Here is an 18531-nt window from a genome sequence, read left to right as displayed (position 1 = left end):
ACGAAGGGGCGCTGTTCATATTCGCCCTGTCGCGCCGGGTAAATATCCGACACACATGTATGTCGAGTGCTCCAAGTCTCTTTCGAGGGACTATCCGGTGGGAACCCGTTTTAGGCTCAAAGCAAAATTGACGGATCGAGAGGGTGGCACGAAGTACCTGTATAGCTATCACGGATGGAAAGCGGAGGTTATCGATTAGGCGCTAGAACGGAATATCGTCATCCATATCGGCTAGGTTGTTCGTTATTGGAGAACGTTGTTGCTGTTGCTCGCGCCCGGTGGCTTCCGCGTAGTTGTTGCGCTGCTGGCCTTGTGGTTGTTGTGTGCCGTTTCCGTCTCGCTTACCAAGCAGGGTGATGTCGCTGACTCGCACTTCTAGGGCCTGCCGCTTCGCTCCGTTGTTATCGTCCCACTCACGCAGCGTTACTTCACCACATATGCCAACTGGCTGCCCTTTGTTCAGGTAAGGCAGGAGAGAGTCACCTCGCTTTCCCCACAACTGGCAGCGAGGCCAAGTGGTGTGTTGGCGGTCTCCATAGCCAGAAGCAACGGCTACTGAGAACGTCACAACAGAATCGCCGTTCTGAGTGAACCGCTGCTCGGCATCCTTCCCCAGGTGGCCAGTGAAATTCCAGTTATTCATTTATGCAGCCTCCAGCAGGGCGTCCCGCAGCTTTTGTTGATACTTGGTGACCGTCCGCTCAAATTCCATCAGATCGGATTCAAGTGATTCGATCTGGTTGTCGTCACGCTCGATGCGGATGATTTTCATGCGGTCCAGGTCATGAACCCACAAGATCAGATCCACCCACTTGCGACCAAGTAGCCACATTGCGCCATTGCACTGGTCTACATAGGCGGCAATATCACCGTTCACAAAGGCAGTGAACAGGGTGTCGCTGCTGACCATCGTCTTGATTTCAATGATCCCATCATCGCCCACTAAACCGTCCACGCTGACCCCAAACAGGCGGTCGTGCGTTGTAATGAAGCCTGCTTCGTCAACGATATGGCCGGTCTTGCGCTCATAGACAGCTCGGGCGTAGGGCTCTTGCTCTGTGCCCAGGCGCATAGCGCCGTTCACAAAGACCTGCATGGGCTCACCGCCTTCGCGCTCTCGGGCTACGTCCATGGCGTAGTCCAGACATTTCTTGGATGGAGCACCGCTTTTCAGGCGGTCGCGGCAGTCTTTGAAACGGCTGCCGGTGATGGCGCCTTTGCGGGCCTGGAGCCATTCTGGAGTGCCTTGTTCGGCAGTGTGAATGATTAAACCTTCCATTATTGAGCCTCCGTGAGCATCTTTTTCTTGTCCGATACGGCCTTTTTGAAGGCGTTGTAATCAGCAAGGTTGTTGGTCGCGTAAATGACGTTGCCGCCTTGTTGCCAGATGGTCTCTAGCTCTTCCAGCGTTTCGGCCTTGGCTACTTCGCTAATCCAAGAGTCTTTCAGAGCAGGGTCAGTCGACGCCCGGCCATCGGTGTCGTCGTCTTGCTCGGACAGTCCGGTAATGGCCTTCAAGGTGTATCGCTCCAAGTAGGTCTTGGTGCTGGCGCGTGACTGAATAGCGTTGCGACCTGGGCCGGTATCTGGTGGCCCGCCCATGCTGACACTTTCCTGATGACCCCCAACGTGCCGCAGGTAGCAGGTGACCTCCATCCAGTCTTTGTCATCCTTGGTCAGCTTCCAACTGGACGAAAGTCCATGCTTGGAGAGGGCGGGGGTGACAGCATTCACAACGTCATGCAGCTCGGCGTATTTCTGATTCTTAAGCGGGCCATCGGAACGGGCCTTACCCTTGATGATTGTGACTGACTCGGCCTTGAATGCAGCGAACGCCTCGTCATAAGCTTTCTTGGCCTGGGTGGCGTTGTAGCGATCCTGTAGGTCCATCATCTGCCCGATCTGCTCAGGACTCATTCCAGATTGCAGGGCGGCGATTGCCATGGCCATTGGCGACCCAGCCGGGGCGGGCGCTGCGACAGCCGTCTGTGGAGCTTCAATGATTTCTGTACTCATGGTGTCCTCAATATTGGATTCGGATAGCTGGGATCAGGCCCTTAGCGATCAGAATTACGGCTTGCTTAGCACATGCGTCGGGCAAGCCGTTCTCAATGAATGCAGCCAGGGCGGCATTGTTGATGCTGGCTTTATGCGCGATATCGGCCTCGCGTTTTCGCTGTGCTGCATCTTCGGCTGCCTTGGCGTCGGCTTGGCGCTTGATTTCGGTCTGACGTGCAGCCTCAGCGGCTTGCTTGGCCCGCTCGACCGATGCAAGACGTTCAGCTTCGGCCTGTTCTTCGGCGCGGCGCTGACGTTCGGCTGCGTCCTTGGCGTCTTGCTCGGCCTTAGCTTGGGCGGCTTTTGCGTCTGCTTCGCGCTTGGCTGCAGCATCGCGTTCAGCCTGGGCCTTGGCTTCCGCGTCGGCGCGGGCCTTCTCGGCCGCTTGTCGGGCAATCTCCGCCTCGCGGTCTTTCTGTTCTTGCTCGGTCTGCTTGCGTCGTAGCTCGGCTAGTTCTGCCTGCTCGGCTTCGTAATTTTGGCGCTCAGTCAGGGCTGCGTTCAGGATTTCCAGTGCCTTGGCTTTGACTCGGTGAGCCTCGGCCTCAAACTCTTCCCAGGACTCACCAATCACCGCAGATTCAACTGTTGCGATACGCTGGCGCAGGGCTTCAACATCAAGCCCGCCGACTTCTCGGGCTTGCTCGGCCATACCGTCCAGGTCGGCACGATGTAGTGCTACCCGGCTGGCCTCTGCTTCTTCCCAGTCTGTGAGTGGCTTGCGGACTTCATCTGCCAGCGCATCCAGCGTTTCTCGCATGCGCTTACGTTCAGCGTCGATCAGCTTCGGGATTTCCTTGAGCCTGTCCACCTGCTCTTTACCCAAGCCATCCAAGGCAGTTTTGATCTTGCGGACCTTGAATGCCCGGCTTGCAATCGCGTCACGGCCTTTCTTTGTTTTCAAGTCCGGTTCGTGACCAGTCACTTCTTGGCGGATGCGCTCAATGTAAGGGTCCAGGCCTTTCGCTGTTTGGTAGATTTGCAGCGCCGTTTCTGCTGGCGGCAGTTCCGTCAACTCTAAGACTTCGGTCATGTCATGCTCCAATCGCTCGGGCCACCAGAGTCGGGCCGAAAAAAAGCAGCCCGCAGACTGCAATGGCAATGAGTAGGGTTAGGAACCACCCCCAAGGCGGGGTGCTGCTATTTGGTGCGTAGCATCCCTGGCCATCGAAAGGGTTACGGCGGCGAGTGCGGGGGAAGCCGGGGTTTTGGCTATGAGGCATCGGGGTCTCCGTATAAGGCGATCTGAACTGCGTCATAGGCTGGCTCGTAGGCCTTCCCGTGCTCTTCAGTGGCGTGAGCTAGTGCAAGGACAGCGACACGCAGGGCTTTTTTAAGTCGCTCAATCTCAGCCGCTTGGGCGTCTCGCTCTACGAGTAGCGCGCAGATGGTTTCAGGATTGGCCGCTGCGATCAGCAAGGCATTGGCGCGCTGTTCAGACTGCTGCTCTGGGTGGGGCCACCCGGTTTCGACGAACGCCATGACGCCACTAACACTACTGCCTCGAACGACTATCCGGTGTGAGTCGCCTACTTCGTTGATGGATCGTGGGCCCGGCGTGGGCCCGTTTGCCAGCGCCGCACGCAGTTGCGCGTAGTTGTAGCTCATGGCTGCCTCCAGATACTGATTACTTCTGAAATTAGGTAAGCAAAGCCCATGCAACCAAAGACAATGGCAAGCAATGTGACGATGCCAAGAATGAAAGCGGCGAGGTCTAGCACGGCAACGCCTCCAGTTCCTGCGCTGTCATTGCGTCGTGGCTGGCATCAGCCCAGCTCAGAATCAGAGCGTTGATATGGGCGTTCAGGCCGTTGGCGTAAACCGGGTCATTGGTGAGCATGGCTTTCAGAAAGGGGCCGATTGCGTCTGATTTCTCGTAGGAAATAAGCTGGTCGCTCATGACTTCCAGCAGATCGGCGCGGCTTTTGAGGTTGGGAAGGTCAGGGCGGTCCCACGACATCAGCACCGCCTGGGACTTGCCGATCAGGCAATCCTTGATCTGCTGTGCAATAACTTCGCGGCGGCGCTCCGCCAGCTCGTGCGCGTCTATCTCACGCATAGCAAAAGCGTTCATGGTTAGCTCCGGGGGGATTGCGCCGCGTCCGGCGCTTGAGAATAGGAAGAGGGTTAGTTTGCATCCCCCACCGTCACGACTTGCGCGCGCAAGTCGGTATTGGCAGGTTCTGGAGTTCTATGCCCTCTAGTCGCAGCACTCCCGCCGCCCATGGCGTGGGCGGGTTTGATATCGAATTGGTTAAGGGAGTAGGAATGCTGCGGCTGGAGGGTGCCCGCTCTCACCATGCGGGCCATGGGCCTGTGCGCTCTCAGGCTGGCGTGTGGCTTGCCGGGTGCTACCCGTATGCCAGCGGCGGGGAGGCCAGCGGCACATCATCCCCGTTATTCCTGGCTGGCCGGATTACTCGATCCGGTGCCTGCTGGTTTGCTGCTCACCATCATCAAGGCGGGCAGGGCGCTACTCCTGCTGTGTCGGCTTCGGAGACTCTTAGCTATGCCACCCGGGAATGGTCGCAATCTTCCGTCCGACTTCATATGCGACAGTTTTGCGTGTCTGCTTTCCACGCCGCCGCCTTGATGATGCCCCTCATAAGAGGGGCTGCCTGGACCTCGCTACTACTTGCCACGAGTCATGCAGGCGTTGATGGGTCTTTGTCATGCTTGCCCGGAAAATCTGCGGGCCAGCGCATTGGTTTGTCCTGCTGTTTCATGTCTATCTCCTATTTATCCGCGTAATTGAGCCACGTCATCGGAATCTTTCCTGTTCGTTTATTTGGCCTTCCATCGGGCTTAGGGCCGCGAACCATGACTCGTAAACCATTGCTTTTGACTGTTTTTTGAGCCAGTTCAATCCAATCACGGCAGAACTGAGGGGCATCAAATTCAGGCGATACTTGGCGATGCCTGGCTGACTCGAAAATCTTTGCAGCACGATCCGCGTACCACTGCCGTAGATCCTCAGCTGTCATCTTCTCCAGTTCCTTCTTAGGGGGGGCTTTGCGAGCCGCCAGCGTCTTGGCCAGCGGCTCGATCATTCCAAATACACAAAATGCGGACATGGGCTTCTCCGTTGGTTGCCATCCGGCGCGGCTCTCAATGAAACCCGCCTCGGATAAGGCCCGCCAAGGGGCCAGGGTGGATTAGGACAGCTCCAGGCGGCACAGTGCGTCAGATACCGCCTCATTCAGTCCACCGATTCGGTTGGAGTTTGTGCGCAGGGCATCGCCAAGTGATGTTTGAGGAAATTTCTCCGGCTCGCCGCAAGCGTTCGCGCCGGGAGGATCCGAAGGTCGCATAACTTGTTCCAGGCGTTCCAGGAGTCGCCCCACTGACGATTCAAGCTGGGACAATCCATTGCGCTGCAAAAACAGTTCGCGCTCGATCTCCAGTTCCTTGTGGTCTGACAGGCCTACGCCCACCGATGTGGTTTGTTGCTGGGCATTCATTGATTACCTCGCTTCAGTAAGCACCACCATTGATGCTTACCAAAGCGGCCTGTCTCCAGGCCGTTGCTGGGATTCCAACCAGCGTGACCGTTTCCGTTTTTGGCCGTCTACGCCTCACCCTCTTTCTCCGTAAACCGTGCTTTGACGGACTGGAGACGGCAGGGATACCGCGCAGAGCCACAACCATGCTTGTGGGTGCCATTGAGCCGGACGAACACCCCGCATAGGTGGGGTGAGCAACATCGGCAATGAACCGGAAATTCAGGGGAGGGTGCAGCAGGTCCGCTATACTTCGAGGCTTAGGGACCGTGAATCCCTATAGATGCGGCCTCACAAGTTGCTGAAGGTGATCCGCTCTCTGTTGCATCGCTGCCGCCGAGCGTAATCGGGCGTCAATGCTTCAGAGGGCGGTGAGCCGGACACTGGAAGGCGAGGCTGACCAGTGTCGCGGGGAGCTATCCTAGGTTTGCAAACCGCTAGCGCCAGGCACAGCGCGATATAAATGCCAACCCTAACCAGTTGGCAGGCCTGCCAGCGATATCAGGGCTCATGCCATGATCAAGCTGACAATCAAACTGTCCTTAAGCTACAAGCAAGTCCGGTCCTTACTGTTCTTGCTCATGCTCTTGGGCAGTTAGCGGCACACCCAGCTCCGAAAGGGGCTGGGCCTAGACTCCGCCTTCAAGCACGCATCTCTGCGCGCCCTCTCCTGAATTCCCGTTTTGTTAAAGAGCCTCCGCCGTGGCGGGCGCAGCCTTTGCTGCTGGCGCTCTCTCTGTACCGTTACTTACCGTGGCTTTGCCTAAAGGTGTTCTGCGGTTTTGGTGAAGCGTTGGATGAATACTAGCATTGCTAGTAATTCAAAGTCAATAGCAACGCTATTTGATTTGTGGTTAAAAACCCGCCGAAGCGGGAAGGAGTGATGCTATTAACGTAGGTTAGATAGTGCGCTGGTCAAGTCTTCCGCTAGCTCAATAGCGAGTTCCAGCAAGTTGGGCTGTAGTCCGGCAGTCAAGACAGGGATAAGCTCAGCTAATTGGGCAGAACGTTTTTGGGCCATTTCGGCATCCTCCAGCGATAGGCCGAGAGGTCGCGCTGGTGGTTTATCGGTATTACTCGTCATATCGCAATGCTCTTCTCTTACAAGTGGGCGTTTTAGATACGCGCTCTGATTCGTGGGAGCTACGTGGAGCGCATCAATATGGCGGGGCAGGGGGGGATAGTTGCACTGTATATCTATACAGTATTTTAGGTCAAGGTAATGTGGCTAACTGTTGGGCCTGGATAGGCTGGGTGGGAGCCGGGAAAAGAAAAACCCGCCGAAGCGGGTTGTCCAGGCAATAAAAAGCCCCGGGAGGGGCTAGAGTCTTATCTTTTATGAGAGCACACCTAATGCCTAGTGGCTTAAGCTGCGTGTATATTGGAGGGGTTCTTGATATCTGGGATTTTTAGGGAGTCACTAAAAAACATAGCCTCAGCGCCTTTGTAACGATTTTGCGCGCTGTAGTTAATACCGTATGAAATGGACCGGCAACCTTGGTACATGGAGATAATCTCAGGCGCATGGTCATATGAAACAAGCCATGGATGAGTGATTTTCGCTAGTACTAATTTGGCTATTTTTTCATGGTCTTCATGAGTGTAAAAGTTTTGATATAGCCCAGAACCTTTTACGTAGTACGGGGGGTCAAGATACACCAAGGTATTTGACGGAAGTTGTGGCAATACCTCTGTGATGAGATCTACGGCATCGTGGTTATAGACGTGGATCTGCTGACTCCGTAACGCAATTCTCTCTATGCGATTAATCAAAGCTTCTTTCTTAAAACGAGCATCCAGCTTCCAAGGGCCTTCCTGGGCTTTTCCGCCCACAACACCGCCCTTGATGATGCCAGAACGGTTACATCGGTTCAAAAAGAAAGTAGCAAATCCGACTTCAAACTCATTTGCTGATTCATCAAAGGCAGTTTCTCGCTGCCTATACCACTCATCCATGTTTATAGGCGTGCTCTCTATACGAGCGCAAAACTCATCAGGTTTTGTGAGGATGGTGCGCCAGAACGAGTAAACCCCCCGATTGAGGTCGTTGAGATGGATGGCAGACACATAGCCATCCATTAACAGGTTAAGGGCGATTCCAGCACCACCCGCATAGGGCTCACAGTATTCACCGTCGATAAGGTCGTTTTGTACAAGCAGGAGTTTTAAATAGTCCGTGAGCTTGCCTTTGCCTCCGGGGTAACGCAGGGGAGTGTTGAAATACATATAGAATTCCGTCCTTTAGGACGTAATGATACCCATGTTGTTTGGGGTTGGCCAGCTCTGTCATCGCCAGCATGATTGGACGTAGCATGCAAGATTGTCCCAGAAGGTATTGATCACCTGATAGTCGGCATTGTGGCTTTCGCGGTGCAAAAACTTTTGCAAGGTGTCAATGTTCAGCACAGTGGACTGCATCTTGTCGCTGTTACAGATTGCTCGTACATATTCAAGCTGCGAGGTGGTTAAGGCACCGCCTTGTTCCATGTGCTCAGCAGATTTCAAGATGCGTTTAGCAAGATTGTCGGCGCGAAGAGCGTTTTTTTCTACATAGTGGTTAGAGCTAAGTTCTAGCACGGCACGCAATAATGCCGCAACGGCGTGAGGGGCTTTTTTTACGTTGATGTCTTTTAGTTCAACGATGAGGTTCCTTAGCTTGTTTTCCGTGCTAGGGATTGCTGGGGCAGGTGCGCCTTTGTGGAAGAGCTTTAATCGATCCCAAGAGGGTTTTCTTGGCTGAGTTGGACGGCCGGTCCGAGGCCCACTATGTTCGGCTTCTTCCTGTGGGTGTTTGTCGTTTTCTGCGTCGCCATGCTGTTGATCGTTTGCTCCCGCTGCCCCTTCACCCGCACCCGCACCAGTATTTTGGTTAAAGGGCTGTTCTTCTGTTGGCGTGGTGTCGTCTATTTCATCTACTTGAGCTGATTGTCGAGCTTGATCGATGTACTCTGATGCAAGCTCTGCTGTGAATACTTTGTTGACGTTTAATTTATTGACGCCGAAATCGGTAATAACCTTAAGAGTTAGACGAGTCAGCTTTTCTGGATCAAGAATGGGAGTAAGTTGATCATTTTTTATGTCAAACCCCAATCTATGTAGATTGGATTCAGAGAAGAATCGAGTGAGAGTTGTTATAGGGAAATCGTCGCCAACAAGTATCCCGTTACGCTCGGCCCAAAGCAAGTATTGACCTGCTCTCTTATTTTCAGTAGCTAGGCCGGATGTCAGTTGGAATACAGTACGCAGGTAGGCCTCCCAGTCAAGTTGACCCACACCCTCCATTGCTCCTCCATGCCTAGCAAGTACCTCTCGATTCAAGACTTGCAAGTCACTAGATTCCAAACAGTCAATAGAGGCAGGGATGTTCACCTTGTACTGTTCGGATATTGTTTTGATTTGCTCCCTGACGCTCTCTTCAGAGCAAAGCGCCGGATTATTCAGTAGCTTGAGAGCAGTTATGCGTCGGTTTCCATCTTTTACTATCCACTCGGACTTTTTAGTGTCAGGGCGATGCAGAAGAATTGGCATCGTTCCTAGGCCATCTTGAGCTATGCTCTTGATTAGCCTAATCATTTGAGACTGCTTTCTCATTACTAGGTTGACGCATTCCTGTTGAGTCTCGGCGGAACGGATTCGTGGATTAGCGGTGTCCAGCAACAAAGCATCTATCGGGGCTTCTACCGTCTTGAACTGATGGCGGCTCATAAATAGTTTCTCGAATTGATTTTTGCTACTTCAATGTTAAAAAATAAGGAGCCAAACGGCTCCTTGTCTTTTCCTGCTCAGTCCTTCTTACGTACAGCCTCCCTGGGCTGGGTCACGTTACCAGTCATTCACTTGCTCTCATCTTTCTTCACGTCCAGGCCGAGCTGGGCGGCGGCATTCAGAACTGACTTTTCCAACTTGGTCTTGGCGCTATTTTCTAGGGCCTGGATTTTTCGCTCATCAAGCAAATCGAATGGCCAAGCAGCTCCGTCTTCGCTATCGCCGGTCCACATCTCTGCTGCCTTAATCGTCTGAGCGATCGAAGGGCTGAAGTCTTCGATATTTACGCCCAGACCAGAAGCAAACCCCTTGGCCGCTTTCATATTCAAGGGCCTTCTGCCGTTTAAGTACTGCCACACAGCCCCCTGGTTGCCTATATCAAAGCGAGCCCCGAACTCTGCTTGTGAGAGAGACGTGCGTTCGTTGTATAGGCGTTTCAGACGCGCAGCGTCGTCTTGCGGGGTTTGGGACAGGGGTTTGCGTGTTTGCATTGGCGAAATATAGCAACGCTATTAATACGTGCAACTAGCATAGCTATTGATTCAATTTAATAGCGATGCTAGTATTTGTTCATGAACCCTATTGCTCACTACCTAAATGCGACTGGCCTGACTCAGGCTGAGTTCGCCCGGAGGATTGGCGTAAGCCAGTCTCAGGTCTATCAATTCCTGAACGATATCCGCCCAGTATCTGAAAAGGTTTGCGTGCGTATAGAGGAAAGGACGAATGGAAAGCTAAGCCGGAAGCATCTGCGGCCTCATGACTGGGCTGATATTTGGCCAGAGCTTAGGAAACCTCCTCTTAGCCAGTTCGATAAGGAGCGCGCCAATGTGTGATCCAGAAAAGCGAGAGCCGATACCCATCGGCCCGACTGACGTAACTACGAAAGGAGAGCGGTGATGCGTAAGTTATATGCCCGATTCGTTTTGTTTCTGATCCGGCCGGCGTTGGACCGCTACTTGAGTGAAGTAGCGGAGCCCAAACAAAAGCGGACTAGTGCAGATCCTCACTGGGGGCCTTGGACTGATGGCTTACCTGCGTCAGTGCCTGAATTAGCGCCTGTCGGAGATCGGGTGATATTCGCACCTGGAAGGCCGCCCGTTTTTGTTGGGCAAGAGTGAGATCCATATCTCCGTTGGAGTATGTGGTTCTTACCAGGTGGTCTGGGCTGAGCGGCCAAAGTTTCCAGGTGTTTATGTAGTCCTGTCCAGAGGTCGAGAGGATTGACCACAGAATTTGTTCAGAAATCTCAGGAGTGAAATGCAGTTGCACAGCCTCACCATCTGCTGTTTCAGCGTGCACCTCAACACTTCCTTCTTGAGATCGACGGCTTTTAACGAAGTTTTTCAAACTTATTGATTTCACGGCCAATTCCTTTCAAAAAGTTTAGTTACTGGAATCTCTAAGCATAGCTGATTGGGGTTGGCCACTTAATGCAGTTCATGAGAGGGGCATGCAGGTTCACTTAAGTCTTGCATGTCCCGCTCATCACACAGACGCGCAAACAGTTGCATGACAGTTTGCTGCGTTGGTTCTTCAAAGGTACGCCGGGCGATGTCTTCTGCCTGGGTCAAGATTTTCTCGGTTTCGGTCATCACAACTCCTTGTTCAGTTTCACCAGTTTGATCGAAGCCACTTTCAATAGCATTCAACTCTTTTTGCATAGGACTGACTCCCAATGAATGCCACCACAGCAGCACGGGTGGACAACCGCCCACAACGTCCGAGCATGGACCGCGCCTTCCGCCAGGCGCTTACTGATCCGCGTATCAAAGCGGCAGTTAAAGATCGTTTGGGCTGGGATGAAAGTCAGGTGAGCCGATTCTTGTCGGGCCAGATGGGTTTGACCATCGACAGGATGGATATAGCCATTGATGTCTTGGGAATGGTAATCACGACTCCCGCTTATATGGACTTCTTGGCTTTTGGTGCTCAGATCGGCGCCCACTGTGAGTGCGCCCGGCAAGGCTTGGGTGAGTGCGGGAGGTAATCATGGATAAACAGGTTTTCCACCTTGTGAACCCGCTTGTGCGCCGTAACGCGGCCCGAGCGATTGCTGAGGCACCTGAAAACTACAGGGTGGAGATCCGCCCACGTACTCGATCGCTGGACCAGAACGCAATGATGTGGTCGATCCTGGCCGATCTATCCAAACAGGTTGATTGGATGGTCAACGGGGTGGCCACCAAGCTGGAGGCCGACGAGTGGAAAGACATTCTGTCGGCGAGCTTGAATCAAGAGACGCGCATGTCTCAGGGCATCCGGGGCGGGATCGTGATGCTGGGCCAGCGCACAAGCAAGATGACGGTGCGCCAGATGTCCGAGCTGATCGAGCTGGCCCTGTCGTTCGGTACTGAAAAGGGCGTTCGCTGGTCGCCTACGTCTTTGGGGGGTGGGTCGTGAGAGCGTTCAACAGCACCTTCAAGGCTCCGACAAAGCCGATGCAGCGCGGCAAGCCCATGAAATCAAAGCAAAGCGCGAAATCGCGTTCTGGCGCTGCTGGCGTGAAAGTGCAACACGGACGCAAACCGTCTCGTCTACTGCGCAGCAAATCACACCGGCAGAACGTCGTTTCGTTGGGCTGCCTGATTACTGGCCGCCCAGCTCAAGCCTGCCATGTGAACTTTGGTAAAGGGATGGGCATTAAGGCTTGTGACAGCCTTTGCTTTCCGTTGTGCCCTGAATTTCACCGCCAGCATGACCAGGGCGGTATGCCACGTGCAGAGCGTTGGAAGAAGGAGTGGGAGTACGTAGACGCCACACGATCCCTTTTGATTCGCAAGGGGCTGTGGACAGATGAAATCGAAGCGCATTACCAGCAGGCTATCAAGCCGCTGAGTAGAGTCGTGCATGGAGATGGCGAATGAATACCGCACAGGTCATTCAAATGGAAGACAGAGAGCTGCCTCAACTTGAGAACGGTTATTTGCGCATCGCTAATGAGCTCTTTGATGCAGCTTTGCGATTTGGCTTCACTGGCAGGCAGATGCACGTGTTCTTTGCTGTGATTCGCAAGACCTACGGGTACGGCAAGACCGCTGATGACGTTTCTGCGTCCCAGATCGGGGATATATGCGGTATGAGTCGATCTCATGTGACCAGCACGCTAAATCAACTGGCTGAAATGAAGGTCATCAATAAACAGCCTGGGATTTATGGGTCGATCGTGTCAGTCAATAAGGATTATCGATCCTGGATTACCGCTGATGAGCTGCCCAAAGATAGTACCAAATCGGTACAGGTGTCCCAAATCGGCACTAGTACCGAATCGGTACAGGGTGTACCGAAAAAGGATTTTGCTAGTACCAAATCGGTACAGGTCGATAGTACCGAATCGGTACACACAAAAGACAACCTTCCAAAAGACAACATACAAAAGACTTGCGCAAGTGCTGACGCCTTTGCGCGGTTCTGGACTGCGTACCCTAAAAAACGATCCAAGGGTTCTGCTGAAAAGGCGTTTTTCAAAATCAATCCTGACGAGCAGCTTCTTGCCAAGATCACCAAAGGCATTGAGCGGGCCAAGACTCTGGAAGACTGGAAAAAGTCGAAGGGGCAGTACATCCCGTACCCAGCAACTTGGCTAAACGCCAGGGGATGGGAAGACCAAATCGAGGACGTTGATGGCTCTGATGATCCGTTTGAGGGGGCGATATGAGGGGGCAGGTGGCGATAACGGAGCTACGCATGTGCGGCTACAAGCCTCGAATGGTGTGGGTTTTCCTGCTGAATGAGGGCTGCCCTGAAAGCTTTTTTCTGGATGCCGCCAACACGTTGGAACTCGATGGCAAGCCGGAGGTGCATATCAGCGCCGATGACGACATAGCCGCTTTGGATTTCCGGTTTTTGCACGGGCTGACGGTGCTGCTGCAAGGCAGTGATCGGAGCAGGCTAAGGGCTGCATTTAGGCGTATACGGCAGTTTTCCCCGGAGCGCATCATCACCTCAAGTAACGATATTTTTGATGACTACAGGTTGAATAGTGGACAAGCAAATACAAATCATCACGCCCGATAGCTTTGACTTCAAGGCTTACATGGCTGAGTCTGAACCCCAGGTGAAAGTCTTGTCTGCCGATGCGTGGCGTGGCGCTCTGGTGAGGTCGGTTCGTGAAGGCGACAAGATTATTGGGGCCAAGCTTCCTTGGGCCAAGACGCACGATCACTTACGCTTTCGCGGTGGTGAGGTCACGCTTTGGCAGGGCATTAACGGACACGGCAAGTCTCAATTGCTGGGGCAAGCCGCCATGTGGTTTGCCGCCCAGGGTGAGCGGGTGTGTGTAGCCAGCTTTGAGATGCGCCCGCTATCAACGCTGAAACGGATGTTGCGCCAGTTTGCGATGAACGCCACTCCTGGCGAAACAGCAGCCAATGCATTGATGGATTGGGCACAAGACAAGTTCTGGCTGTACGACCAGATGGGCAGCGTTAAGCCTGAAATGATCTATGCCGTCATCCGGTACGGCGCAACAAAGCTAGCCATCAAGCATTTCATCATTGATAGCCTGATGAAGTGCGTTCGGGGAGAGGACGACCACAACGGACAAAAAGACTTCGTAGACATGCTGACGAGTCTGGCCAGGGACTTGGATATTCACATCCATGTGGTCCACCACGTCCGAAAAAGTGACTCAGAGGACAGCATACCGGGCAAGTTCGACAGTAAGGGTACGGGGGCCGTTACAGATCAAGTGGATCAGATGCTGACTGTTTGGCGCAACAAGAAAAAAGAAAAGACGGTTGAGAAACTGCTACGTGCTGGTGAGCATGTGCCAGACGACATTAGTGGCAAGCCCGATGCCATGCTTGTTTGCGATAAGAACCGACATGGTGAGTGGGAGGGTTCTGTCGCGCTCTGGTTCCACCCTGAGAGCCTTCAATACACACCAGACAGCCGGAATATTCCATTAGACATACGGAGGTTTTCGGCATGATCGAAATCCGTTTGCCATGGCCGCACAAAGACCTAAGCCCGAATGCACGCTTGCACCACATGGCGCTGGCAAAGCTGAAAGCCGCGTACCGGCAGCAATGTCGCCTGCTGGCCAGCCAGCATAAACAGTCGGTGCCGGATAGCCCGGCCCTGGTGCTGGAGTTCATGCCTCCAGACAGGCGCAGACGGGACCGGGACAATCTGCTGGCATCGATGAAGTCGGGGATTGACGGCGTGTGTGATGCACTGGGGGTGGATGACAGTGCGTTTGACCCCTTGGTTGTGAGTATGAAAGAGCCTGTGCGCGGTGGCGCTGTGATTCTGCGGATTCAGGAGGTATAGCCATGTCATACCCAAGTTGGATGTACCAAGACCCATCGAAGCATGTTGATTTCGTGCGCAGGAAGCGGCAAGAGCACCAGGAGCGACAGCCAGAGGCAAAGCGGGAGCGGGCGCGGGAAGGGCTGAAAGCATTATTCGGAGAGGGCAGCCATGCAAAAACTGACCGGCGATGATTTGATCTGGAACTGGGCCCGCTGGTGCTGGTCGGGCGAGACGGTCGGGAATATGGAGCGGTACGTGCCCTGGGAGGACGACTACCGCCCGATTAACCAAGACCACGCCCAGGCTGTGGATGCCTTGTACCAGCGCCTGCCGATTTATCAGGCCATGGTGGTGCAGGCTGAGTACACGCGGAAGAACTCGCACTTTGGCAACCTGTCGGCTTCTGAGCGATTGGTGGTAGCGCGGCGGTGGATTCGACAGATCACTGGAGCCATCTTGCGGGACGAGGATTACAAACGGCACCTGGAAGGATTCAGGGCCAAGGTAGAAAAGGAGGTGTTGCTGTGAAGTATGCGTCGGAGGTGATTGATCTGCTGGCGGCGTATCCAGGTCGAGGGTTCAGGATGGCTCAGATTGTGCGACATGTCACTCAGGCAAAGGCTATCACCGAATCACAGCGGGGCGCTGTGCGGGAGGGAGTGCGCCAAGTTCTCGTAGAGCTGAGTAAGTCTGGACAGGTGCAAGTGGAAAAGACTGGCGCCACATCCGCTACATATACCTGGGCGCTAAAACTGCAAGATCTCAGTCTGGCAAACTGCAAGGGAAACTGCAAGAATACCAGTGAGCACAACTGTGCCTATAGGTTTTGAACAAGCCCGCCCATCGTGAGATCGGCGGGTTTTTCGTTTGTGACTAGGCTTGGTGGCTATCGAGTGCGCCTACTGTGGGGATGGGCAGAAAAATGGGGGCAGGATTAGCCACTACCTCGCAAACGATCTACTGGATATCTTCAACTGCTGTCGAGACGATTTTTTTAGTGGCACTTCGCCAAGCTAGAGCCTTTTTTGCTTGAAGAACTGCAAGATATGGACCAAGGTCCATGAGAATTAACCCATGATCTTCCATTAAGGCTTTCGCGACTTTATCTACAACGACTTTTTCCAACTTGTCTCTATTGGCTAGGTCTTTAAACAACTCTCTATCAATTCGATAGCGCCCCATCGTCTTTCCACCGAACTCTTCGGAGTGTAGTTGGCTTAGACGGGCAGCAATGGTCTCGGGTGTCGGGTAACTCATAGGGCTTCCTGTTAATTGATCTATGGACAATCTATAGATAATCCATTGTTGCTGATTTACGGCAAAAAAACAATGTGTTTTATGAAAAATAATCCACGCGCTTTGCTCGGAACCCGGCCCTATCCATCGAAAGAGCTTCTTGATTCGTTGTGGGGTGGGGTAGAGCCATCCCCTGAGTTAAAAGAATGGGTTAATGCGACGATCTTGGCTGACGACGGCCCCATCCATAACCCCGACCACTCCCATCTAATCGATGCCGATCTGTGCTTCTTGTGGGCATCGACGGCCTTCACTAAGCAAGGCCGTACAGTACTGGGCCAATGTGAGCAAGTGATGTTCCGCGCAGGCGGGTGGCAGAAGGCCCGCCAAGAGCAGCAGATGCGCGAGTGGTTCGGCTCCGTGCCTCAGTTCATCATTACTCTGGCAGCCGATTACTGCTCCCAGTGCAGCGACGTCGAGTTCTGCGCACTGGTAGAACATGAGCTGATGCATATCGGCCAGCAGATGGATGAGTTCGGCTCACCCAAGTTTGATAAAGAAGGATTCCCCAAGCTTTGCATGGTCGGTCACGACGTGGAAGAGTTCATTGGGGTGGTCCAGCGTTACGGAGCATCTCAAGATGTGCAGCGGCTGATTGACGCCGCCAAGGCAGGCCCATCAGTGGCAAGAGCCAACATTGCACACGCATGCGGCACCTGCTTAAAGGTCGCTGCCTAACATAGACACAAGCTAGACGGATTTCACATTATGGCAAAGCTCAGTGAGGCCGCGCAGCGTTTCATTGTGCAATCGCTTGCGTGCTACGACACGCCTACTCAAGTTGCAGAGGCGGTCAAGGAAGAATTTGGTATCGATGTTCCGCGTAACCAGGTGGGACAGTACGACCCGACGAAGGTATCTGGCCGCCAGTTATCGAAGAAGTGGAGCGACCTGTTTCACGACACGCGAGAGCGGTTTCGTAAGGAAGTGGCAGAGATCCCGATTGCTGATCAGGCATTCCGATTGCGCCAGCTTCACCGTATGGCGAACGAGGCGATGCGCCGTAAGAACATCGTCCTGGCTGCTTCCTTGATGGAGCAAGCTGCCAAGGAGATGGGCGGCATGTTCACCAACAGGCGGGAGCTGAGCGGCCCAGGTGGGAAGCCCATGGAGCATAGGACGGTGGTGGTCGATGAAAAATCAGTCGCTGCTGCCGTCTCAGCACTTGAAGATGAGTACTGATGTTGATCCTGATGTCCTGCGCCAAGTAGCCAAGGTCCGTTGTCAGGACGAGGGGCTTTTCTTTGCCCGGTACTTCTTCAAGCAGCGGATAGGCAAGAAGATGATCGTGGCCCCACACCACAAAGTGATCCAGCAAACGCTTGATCGTGTGGTGACTGGTGAGATTACCCGCCTGATCATTAATGTCCCGCCTGGGTATACAAAGACGGAGCTGGCCACTATCAATATGATCGGGCGCGGCCTGGCGCTGAATAATCGCGCCCGGTTCATGCACCTGTCTTACTCGCACAATTTGGCGTTGTTGAACTCCAGTACGGCGCGGGGGATTGTGAAGTCGCAGGCTTACCAGGCCATGTGGCCCATGGTGCTGCGCGACGATGCAGACAGTAAGGCCATGTGGTGGACTGAGCATGGTGGTGGCGTGTATGCCTCATCAGCCGCGGGTCAGGTCACTGGCTTTCGGGCCGGGCATATGGAGCCAGGCTGGCAGGGCGCGCTGATCATTGACGATCCGGTCAAACCCGATGATGCATACAGCGATACGGTGCGCGGCGGCATTAACGACCGATTCAACGAAACGATCAAATCACGACTGGCGATTGAAACAACGCCGATGATCGTGATCATGCAGCGGATCCATTACAGCGACCTGAGCGGCTATTTGCTACGTGGCGGGTCTGGGGAGAAGTGGCACCATCTGAATCTACCGGTGATCATTGACAACAGCCTGCTGTATCCGGAAGAGAATACACACGGCATCCCGATTGACCACGGCCTACCTGATGGCTGGCTCTGGCCCTTTAAACACAACGAATCACACCGGACCGCGCTCTTTTCTCACCGGCGAACGGCAGAGGCGCAGTATATGCAGCGTCCACGGCGATTCAATGCCGAGGGGGCGCTGTGGACTGAGGCGCTAATTACAGCCGCCCACGCGCTACAGATCCGGCATGAACTTGTACGCACGGTGGTGGCGGTTGATCCGGCCACGACTGCGAGCGACGAAAGCGACGAGACCGGCATTGTGGCAGCCAGTTCCTACGGGTCTGGTGATAACCGCCAGTATTCAGTAGATGGCGACTACAGCGGCAAGTACAGCCCGAACGGCTGGGCGCAGAAGGCCATCGCCGCTTACGAGCAGCACAATGCCGACGCTATCGTCATCGAGACGAACCAGGGCGGCGACATGGCCGAATCCACGCTGAGGAATGCTGGATTCAAGGGCCGCATCGTGCGAGTCCATGCCAGCAAAGGCAAGTTCGCCCGAGCTGAGCCTATTTCAGCCCTCTATGAGCAGGGGCGGGTGGCGCATAAAGGCGCTCTGTACCTACTTGAAAACCAACTTATGGAATATGTGCCAGTAACGGCCAAGAAATCGCCCGATCGGCTCGATGCCACAGTCTGGGCATTGACCGAGTTGGCACCAAACATCGGCTTGAAGTCGGCTGGTGTTGTCACAACCGCTTTTGGATAA

The 18531-nt window shown here is 54.0% G+C and carries 26 protein-coding genes; 12 read left to right on the top strand and 14 right to left on the bottom strand.

What is annotated here, in order from left to right; genetic code table 11:
* Positions 1–202 precede the first annotated feature (202 nt).
* The 11 genes from ACDI13_RS03540 to ACDI13_RS03490 all read right to left on the bottom strand — a co-directional run bounded on the left by ACDI13_RS03540 (position 203) and on the right by ACDI13_RS03490 (position 9814).
* A complete protein-coding gene (locus ACDI13_RS03540; RefSeq protein WP_316988749.1) occupies positions 203–643 on the bottom strand; it encodes a single-stranded DNA-binding protein in 441 nt (146 codons plus the stop codon).
* Positions 644–1279: a YqaJ viral recombinase family protein gene (locus tag ACDI13_RS03535; RefSeq protein ID WP_316988750.1), complete on the bottom strand. Its 636-nt coding sequence runs from the start codon at positions 1277–1279 to the stop codon at positions 644–646.
* Positions 1279–2016: an ERF family protein gene (locus tag ACDI13_RS03530; RefSeq protein ID WP_316988751.1), complete on the bottom strand. Its 738-nt coding sequence runs from the start codon at positions 2014–2016 to the stop codon at positions 1279–1281. Before ACDI13_RS03530 ends, ACDI13_RS03535 begins: the two co-directional genes overlap by 1 nt.
* 7 nt (positions 2017–2023) lie before the next feature.
* The gene (locus tag ACDI13_RS03525) at positions 2024–3091 is read right to left on the bottom strand and encodes a hypothetical protein (protein ID WP_316988752.1); all 1068 of its coding nucleotides are present in this window, start codon (positions 3089–3091) and stop codon (positions 2024–2026) included.
* Between the two features lie 179 nt (positions 3092–3270).
* Positions 3271–3666: an ead/Ea22-like family protein gene (locus ACDI13_RS03520; protein WP_316988753.1), complete on the bottom strand. Its 396-nt coding sequence runs from the start codon at positions 3664–3666 to the stop codon at positions 3271–3273.
* Positions 3667–3772: 106 nt separating this feature from the next.
* Entirely contained in the window at positions 3773–4132 is a 360-nt protein-coding gene (locus ACDI13_RS03515; protein WP_316988754.1) for a hypothetical protein, read from the bottom strand.
* A gap of 661 nt (positions 4133–4793) precedes the next feature.
* Positions 4794–5132 (bottom strand): hypothetical protein, encoded by a 339-nt coding sequence (locus ACDI13_RS03510; protein WP_316988755.1) that lies wholly within the window; start codon positions 5130–5132, stop codon positions 4794–4796.
* Between the two features lie 81 nt (positions 5133–5213).
* Complete coding sequence (locus tag ACDI13_RS03505) at positions 5214–5519, bottom strand: hypothetical protein (RefSeq protein WP_316988756.1); 306 nt, start codon at positions 5517–5519, stop codon at positions 5214–5216.
* Positions 5520–6923: 1404 nt separating this feature from the next.
* A complete protein-coding gene (locus ACDI13_RS03500) occupies positions 6924–7784 on the bottom strand; it encodes a DNA adenine methylase (RefSeq protein ID WP_316988757.1) in 861 nt (286 codons plus the stop codon).
* Positions 7785–7844: 60 nt separating this feature from the next.
* A complete protein-coding gene (locus tag ACDI13_RS03495) occupies positions 7845–9263 on the bottom strand; it encodes a hypothetical protein (protein ID WP_316988758.1) in 1419 nt (472 codons plus the stop codon).
* Between the two features lie 128 nt (positions 9264–9391).
* Positions 9392–9814 carry a helix-turn-helix domain-containing protein gene (locus tag ACDI13_RS03490; RefSeq protein WP_372372704.1) on the bottom strand — a complete coding sequence of 141 codons (423 nt, stop codon included), beginning with the start codon at positions 9812–9814 and terminating at the stop codon, positions 9392–9394.
* Positions 9815–9895: 81 nt separating this feature from the next.
* Here ACDI13_RS03490 and ACDI13_RS03485 point away from each other — a divergent pair, with 81 nt between their 5' ends.
* Positions 9896–10159 (top strand): YdaS family helix-turn-helix protein, encoded by a 264-nt coding sequence (locus ACDI13_RS03485; RefSeq protein ID WP_316988760.1) that lies wholly within the window; start codon positions 9896–9898, stop codon positions 10157–10159.
* 157 nt (positions 10160–10316) lie between these two features.
* Here ACDI13_RS03485 and ACDI13_RS03480 read toward each other — a convergent pair whose 3' ends face one another.
* Both ACDI13_RS03480 and ACDI13_RS03475 read right to left on the bottom strand, forming a co-directional pair.
* Positions 10317–10688 carry a hypothetical protein gene (locus tag ACDI13_RS03480; protein WP_316988761.1) on the bottom strand — a complete coding sequence of 124 codons (372 nt, stop codon included), beginning with the start codon at positions 10686–10688 and terminating at the stop codon, positions 10317–10319.
* Between the two features lie 65 nt (positions 10689–10753).
* Positions 10754–10987, bottom strand: coding sequence for a hypothetical protein (locus tag ACDI13_RS03475; RefSeq protein WP_316988762.1), 234 nt, complete (start codon positions 10985–10987; stop codon positions 10754–10756).
* A 14-nt stretch (positions 10988–11001) separates the two neighbouring features.
* Here ACDI13_RS03475 and ACDI13_RS03470 point away from each other — a divergent pair, with 14 nt between their 5' ends.
* From ACDI13_RS03470 to ACDI13_RS03435, 8 genes are all read left to right on the top strand, one after another.
* The gene (locus tag ACDI13_RS03470) at positions 11002–11313 is read left to right on the top strand and encodes a hypothetical protein (protein ID WP_063693671.1); all 312 of its coding nucleotides are present in this window, start codon (positions 11002–11004) and stop codon (positions 11311–11313) included.
* 2 nt (positions 11314–11315) lie between these two features.
* Positions 11316–11726, top strand: a complete 411-nt coding sequence (locus ACDI13_RS03465; RefSeq protein WP_316988763.1) for a recombination protein NinB — start codon at positions 11316–11318, stop codon at positions 11724–11726.
* The gene (locus ACDI13_RS03460; protein ID WP_316988764.1) at positions 11723–12190 is read left to right on the top strand and encodes a hypothetical protein; all 468 of its coding nucleotides are present in this window, start codon (positions 11723–11725) and stop codon (positions 12188–12190) included. The genes ACDI13_RS03465 and ACDI13_RS03460 overlap by 4 nt, the downstream gene beginning before the upstream one ends.
* Positions 12187–12981, top strand: coding sequence for a replication protein (locus ACDI13_RS03455; RefSeq protein ID WP_316988765.1), 795 nt, complete (start codon positions 12187–12189; stop codon positions 12979–12981). Before ACDI13_RS03460 ends, ACDI13_RS03455 begins: the two co-directional genes overlap by 4 nt.
* A gap of 29 nt (positions 12982–13010) precedes the next feature.
* Positions 13011–13340 (top strand): hypothetical protein, encoded by a 330-nt coding sequence (locus ACDI13_RS03450; RefSeq protein WP_316988766.1) that lies wholly within the window; start codon positions 13011–13013, stop codon positions 13338–13340.
* The gene (locus ACDI13_RS03445; RefSeq protein ID WP_316988767.1) at positions 13306–14256 is read left to right on the top strand and encodes an AAA family ATPase; all 951 of its coding nucleotides are present in this window, start codon (positions 13306–13308) and stop codon (positions 14254–14256) included. The genes ACDI13_RS03450 and ACDI13_RS03445 overlap by 35 nt, the downstream gene beginning before the upstream one ends.
* Positions 14253–14597 (top strand): endonuclease, encoded by a 345-nt coding sequence (locus ACDI13_RS03440; RefSeq protein ID WP_316988768.1) that lies wholly within the window; start codon positions 14253–14255, stop codon positions 14595–14597. Before ACDI13_RS03445 ends, ACDI13_RS03440 begins: the two co-directional genes overlap by 4 nt.
* Positions 14598–14747: 150 nt before the next feature.
* Positions 14748–15107 carry a hypothetical protein gene (locus tag ACDI13_RS03435; protein WP_316988769.1) on the top strand — a complete coding sequence of 120 codons (360 nt, stop codon included), beginning with the start codon at positions 14748–14750 and terminating at the stop codon, positions 15105–15107.
* Positions 15108–15536: 429 nt separating this feature from the next.
* Here the strand turns inward: ACDI13_RS03435 and ACDI13_RS03430 are convergent, their stop codons facing one another.
* Positions 15537–15836 (bottom strand): hypothetical protein, encoded by a 300-nt coding sequence (locus ACDI13_RS03430; RefSeq protein ID WP_302356661.1) that lies wholly within the window; start codon positions 15834–15836, stop codon positions 15537–15539.
* Positions 15837–15917: 81 nt separating this feature from the next.
* Between ACDI13_RS03430 and ACDI13_RS03425 the strand changes: the two genes are divergently transcribed.
* From ACDI13_RS03425 to ACDI13_RS03415, 3 genes are read left to right on the top strand one after another with little or no spacing between them, the layout of a single operon-like run.
* Positions 15918–16553 (top strand): putative metallopeptidase, encoded by a 636-nt coding sequence (locus tag ACDI13_RS03425; protein WP_316988833.1) that lies wholly within the window; start codon positions 15918–15920, stop codon positions 16551–16553.
* A gap of 30 nt (positions 16554–16583) precedes the next feature.
* Positions 16584–17057 (top strand): DUF2280 domain-containing protein, encoded by a 474-nt coding sequence (locus tag ACDI13_RS03420; protein ID WP_316988770.1) that lies wholly within the window; start codon positions 16584–16586, stop codon positions 17055–17057.
* Positions 17008–18531 (top strand): hypothetical protein, encoded by a 1524-nt coding sequence (locus ACDI13_RS03415; RefSeq protein ID WP_372372700.1) that lies wholly within the window; start codon positions 17008–17010, stop codon positions 18529–18531. The genes ACDI13_RS03420 and ACDI13_RS03415 overlap by 50 nt, the downstream gene beginning before the upstream one ends.

Origin of the sequence: Alcaligenes faecalis, assembly GCF_041521385.1 — a bacterium.
In the GTDB taxonomy this organism is placed as follows: Bacteria; Pseudomonadota; Gammaproteobacteria; order Burkholderiales; family Burkholderiaceae_B; genus Alcaligenes; species Alcaligenes faecalis_E.
Note: the sequence above shows the minus strand (reverse complement) of the source record. Positions and strands in the feature narration are given on the sequence as shown.

What these genes read in the sequence shown, in the direction of transcription:
- ACDI13_RS03540 (WP_316988749.1), bottom strand. Translation starts at nt 643, where the DNA reads ATGAATAACTGGAATTTCACTGGCCACCTGGGGAAGGATGCCGAGCAG.
- ACDI13_RS03535 (WP_316988750.1), bottom strand. Translation starts at nt 1,279, where the DNA reads ATGGAAGGTTTAATCATTCACACTGCCGAACAAGGCACTCCAGAATGG.
- ACDI13_RS03530 (WP_316988751.1), bottom strand. Translation starts at nt 2,016, where the DNA reads ATGAGTACAGAAATCATTGAAGCTCCACAGACGGCTGTCGCAGCGCCC.
- ACDI13_RS03525 (WP_316988752.1), bottom strand. Translation starts at nt 3,091, where the DNA reads ATGACCGAAGTCTTAGAGTTGACGGAACTGCCGCCAGCAGAAACGGCG.
- ACDI13_RS03520 (WP_316988753.1), bottom strand. Translation starts at nt 3,666, where the DNA reads ATGAGCTACAACTACGCGCAACTGCGTGCGGCGCTGGCAAACGGGCCC.
- ACDI13_RS03515 (WP_316988754.1), bottom strand. Translation starts at nt 4,132, where the DNA reads ATGAACGCTTTTGCTATGCGTGAGATAGACGCGCACGAGCTGGCGGAG.
- ACDI13_RS03510 (WP_316988755.1), bottom strand. Translation starts at nt 5,132, where the DNA reads ATGTCCGCATTTTGTGTATTTGGAATGATCGAGCCGCTGGCCAAGACG.
- ACDI13_RS03505 (WP_316988756.1), bottom strand. Translation starts at nt 5,519, where the DNA reads ATGAATGCCCAGCAACAAACCACATCGGTGGGCGTAGGCCTGTCAGAC.
- ACDI13_RS03500 (WP_316988757.1), bottom strand. Translation starts at nt 7,784, where the DNA reads ATGTATTTCAACACTCCCCTGCGTTACCCCGGAGGCAAAGGCAAGCTC.
- ACDI13_RS03495 (WP_316988758.1), bottom strand. Translation starts at nt 9,263, where the DNA reads ATGAGCCGCCATCAGTTCAAGACGGTAGAAGCCCCGATAGATGCTTTG.
- ACDI13_RS03490 (WP_372372704.1), bottom strand. Translation starts at nt 9,814, where the DNA reads ATGCAAACACGCAAACCCCTGTCCCAAACCCCGCAAGACGACGCTGCG.
- ACDI13_RS03485 (WP_316988760.1), top strand. Translation starts at nt 9,896, where the DNA reads ATGAACCCTATTGCTCACTACCTAAATGCGACTGGCCTGACTCAGGCT.
- ACDI13_RS03475 (WP_316988762.1), bottom strand. Translation starts at nt 10,987, where the DNA reads ATGCAAAAAGAGTTGAATGCTATTGAAAGTGGCTTCGATCAAACTGGT.
- ACDI13_RS03470 (WP_063693671.1), top strand. Translation starts at nt 11,002, where the DNA reads ATGAATGCCACCACAGCAGCACGGGTGGACAACCGCCCACAACGTCCG.
- ACDI13_RS03465 (WP_316988763.1), top strand. Translation starts at nt 11,316, where the DNA reads ATGGATAAACAGGTTTTCCACCTTGTGAACCCGCTTGTGCGCCGTAAC.
- ACDI13_RS03455 (WP_316988765.1), top strand. Translation starts at nt 12,187, where the DNA reads ATGAATACCGCACAGGTCATTCAAATGGAAGACAGAGAGCTGCCTCAA.
- ACDI13_RS03450 (WP_316988766.1), top strand. Translation starts at nt 13,011, where the DNA reads ATGTGCGGCTACAAGCCTCGAATGGTGTGGGTTTTCCTGCTGAATGAG.
- ACDI13_RS03440 (WP_316988768.1), top strand. Translation starts at nt 14,253, where the DNA reads ATGATCGAAATCCGTTTGCCATGGCCGCACAAAGACCTAAGCCCGAAT.
- ACDI13_RS03435 (WP_316988769.1), top strand. Translation starts at nt 14,748, where the DNA reads ATGCAAAAACTGACCGGCGATGATTTGATCTGGAACTGGGCCCGCTGG.
- ACDI13_RS03430 (WP_302356661.1), bottom strand. Translation starts at nt 15,836, where the DNA reads ATGAGTTACCCGACACCCGAGACCATTGCTGCCCGTCTAAGCCAACTA.
- ACDI13_RS03425 (WP_316988833.1), top strand. Translation starts at nt 15,918, where the DNA reads ATGAAAAATAATCCACGCGCTTTGCTCGGAACCCGGCCCTATCCATCG.
- ACDI13_RS03420 (WP_316988770.1), top strand. Translation starts at nt 16,584, where the DNA reads ATGGCAAAGCTCAGTGAGGCCGCGCAGCGTTTCATTGTGCAATCGCTT.
- ACDI13_RS03415 (WP_372372700.1), top strand. Translation starts at nt 17,008, where the DNA reads ATGAAAAATCAGTCGCTGCTGCCGTCTCAGCACTTGAAGATGAGTACT.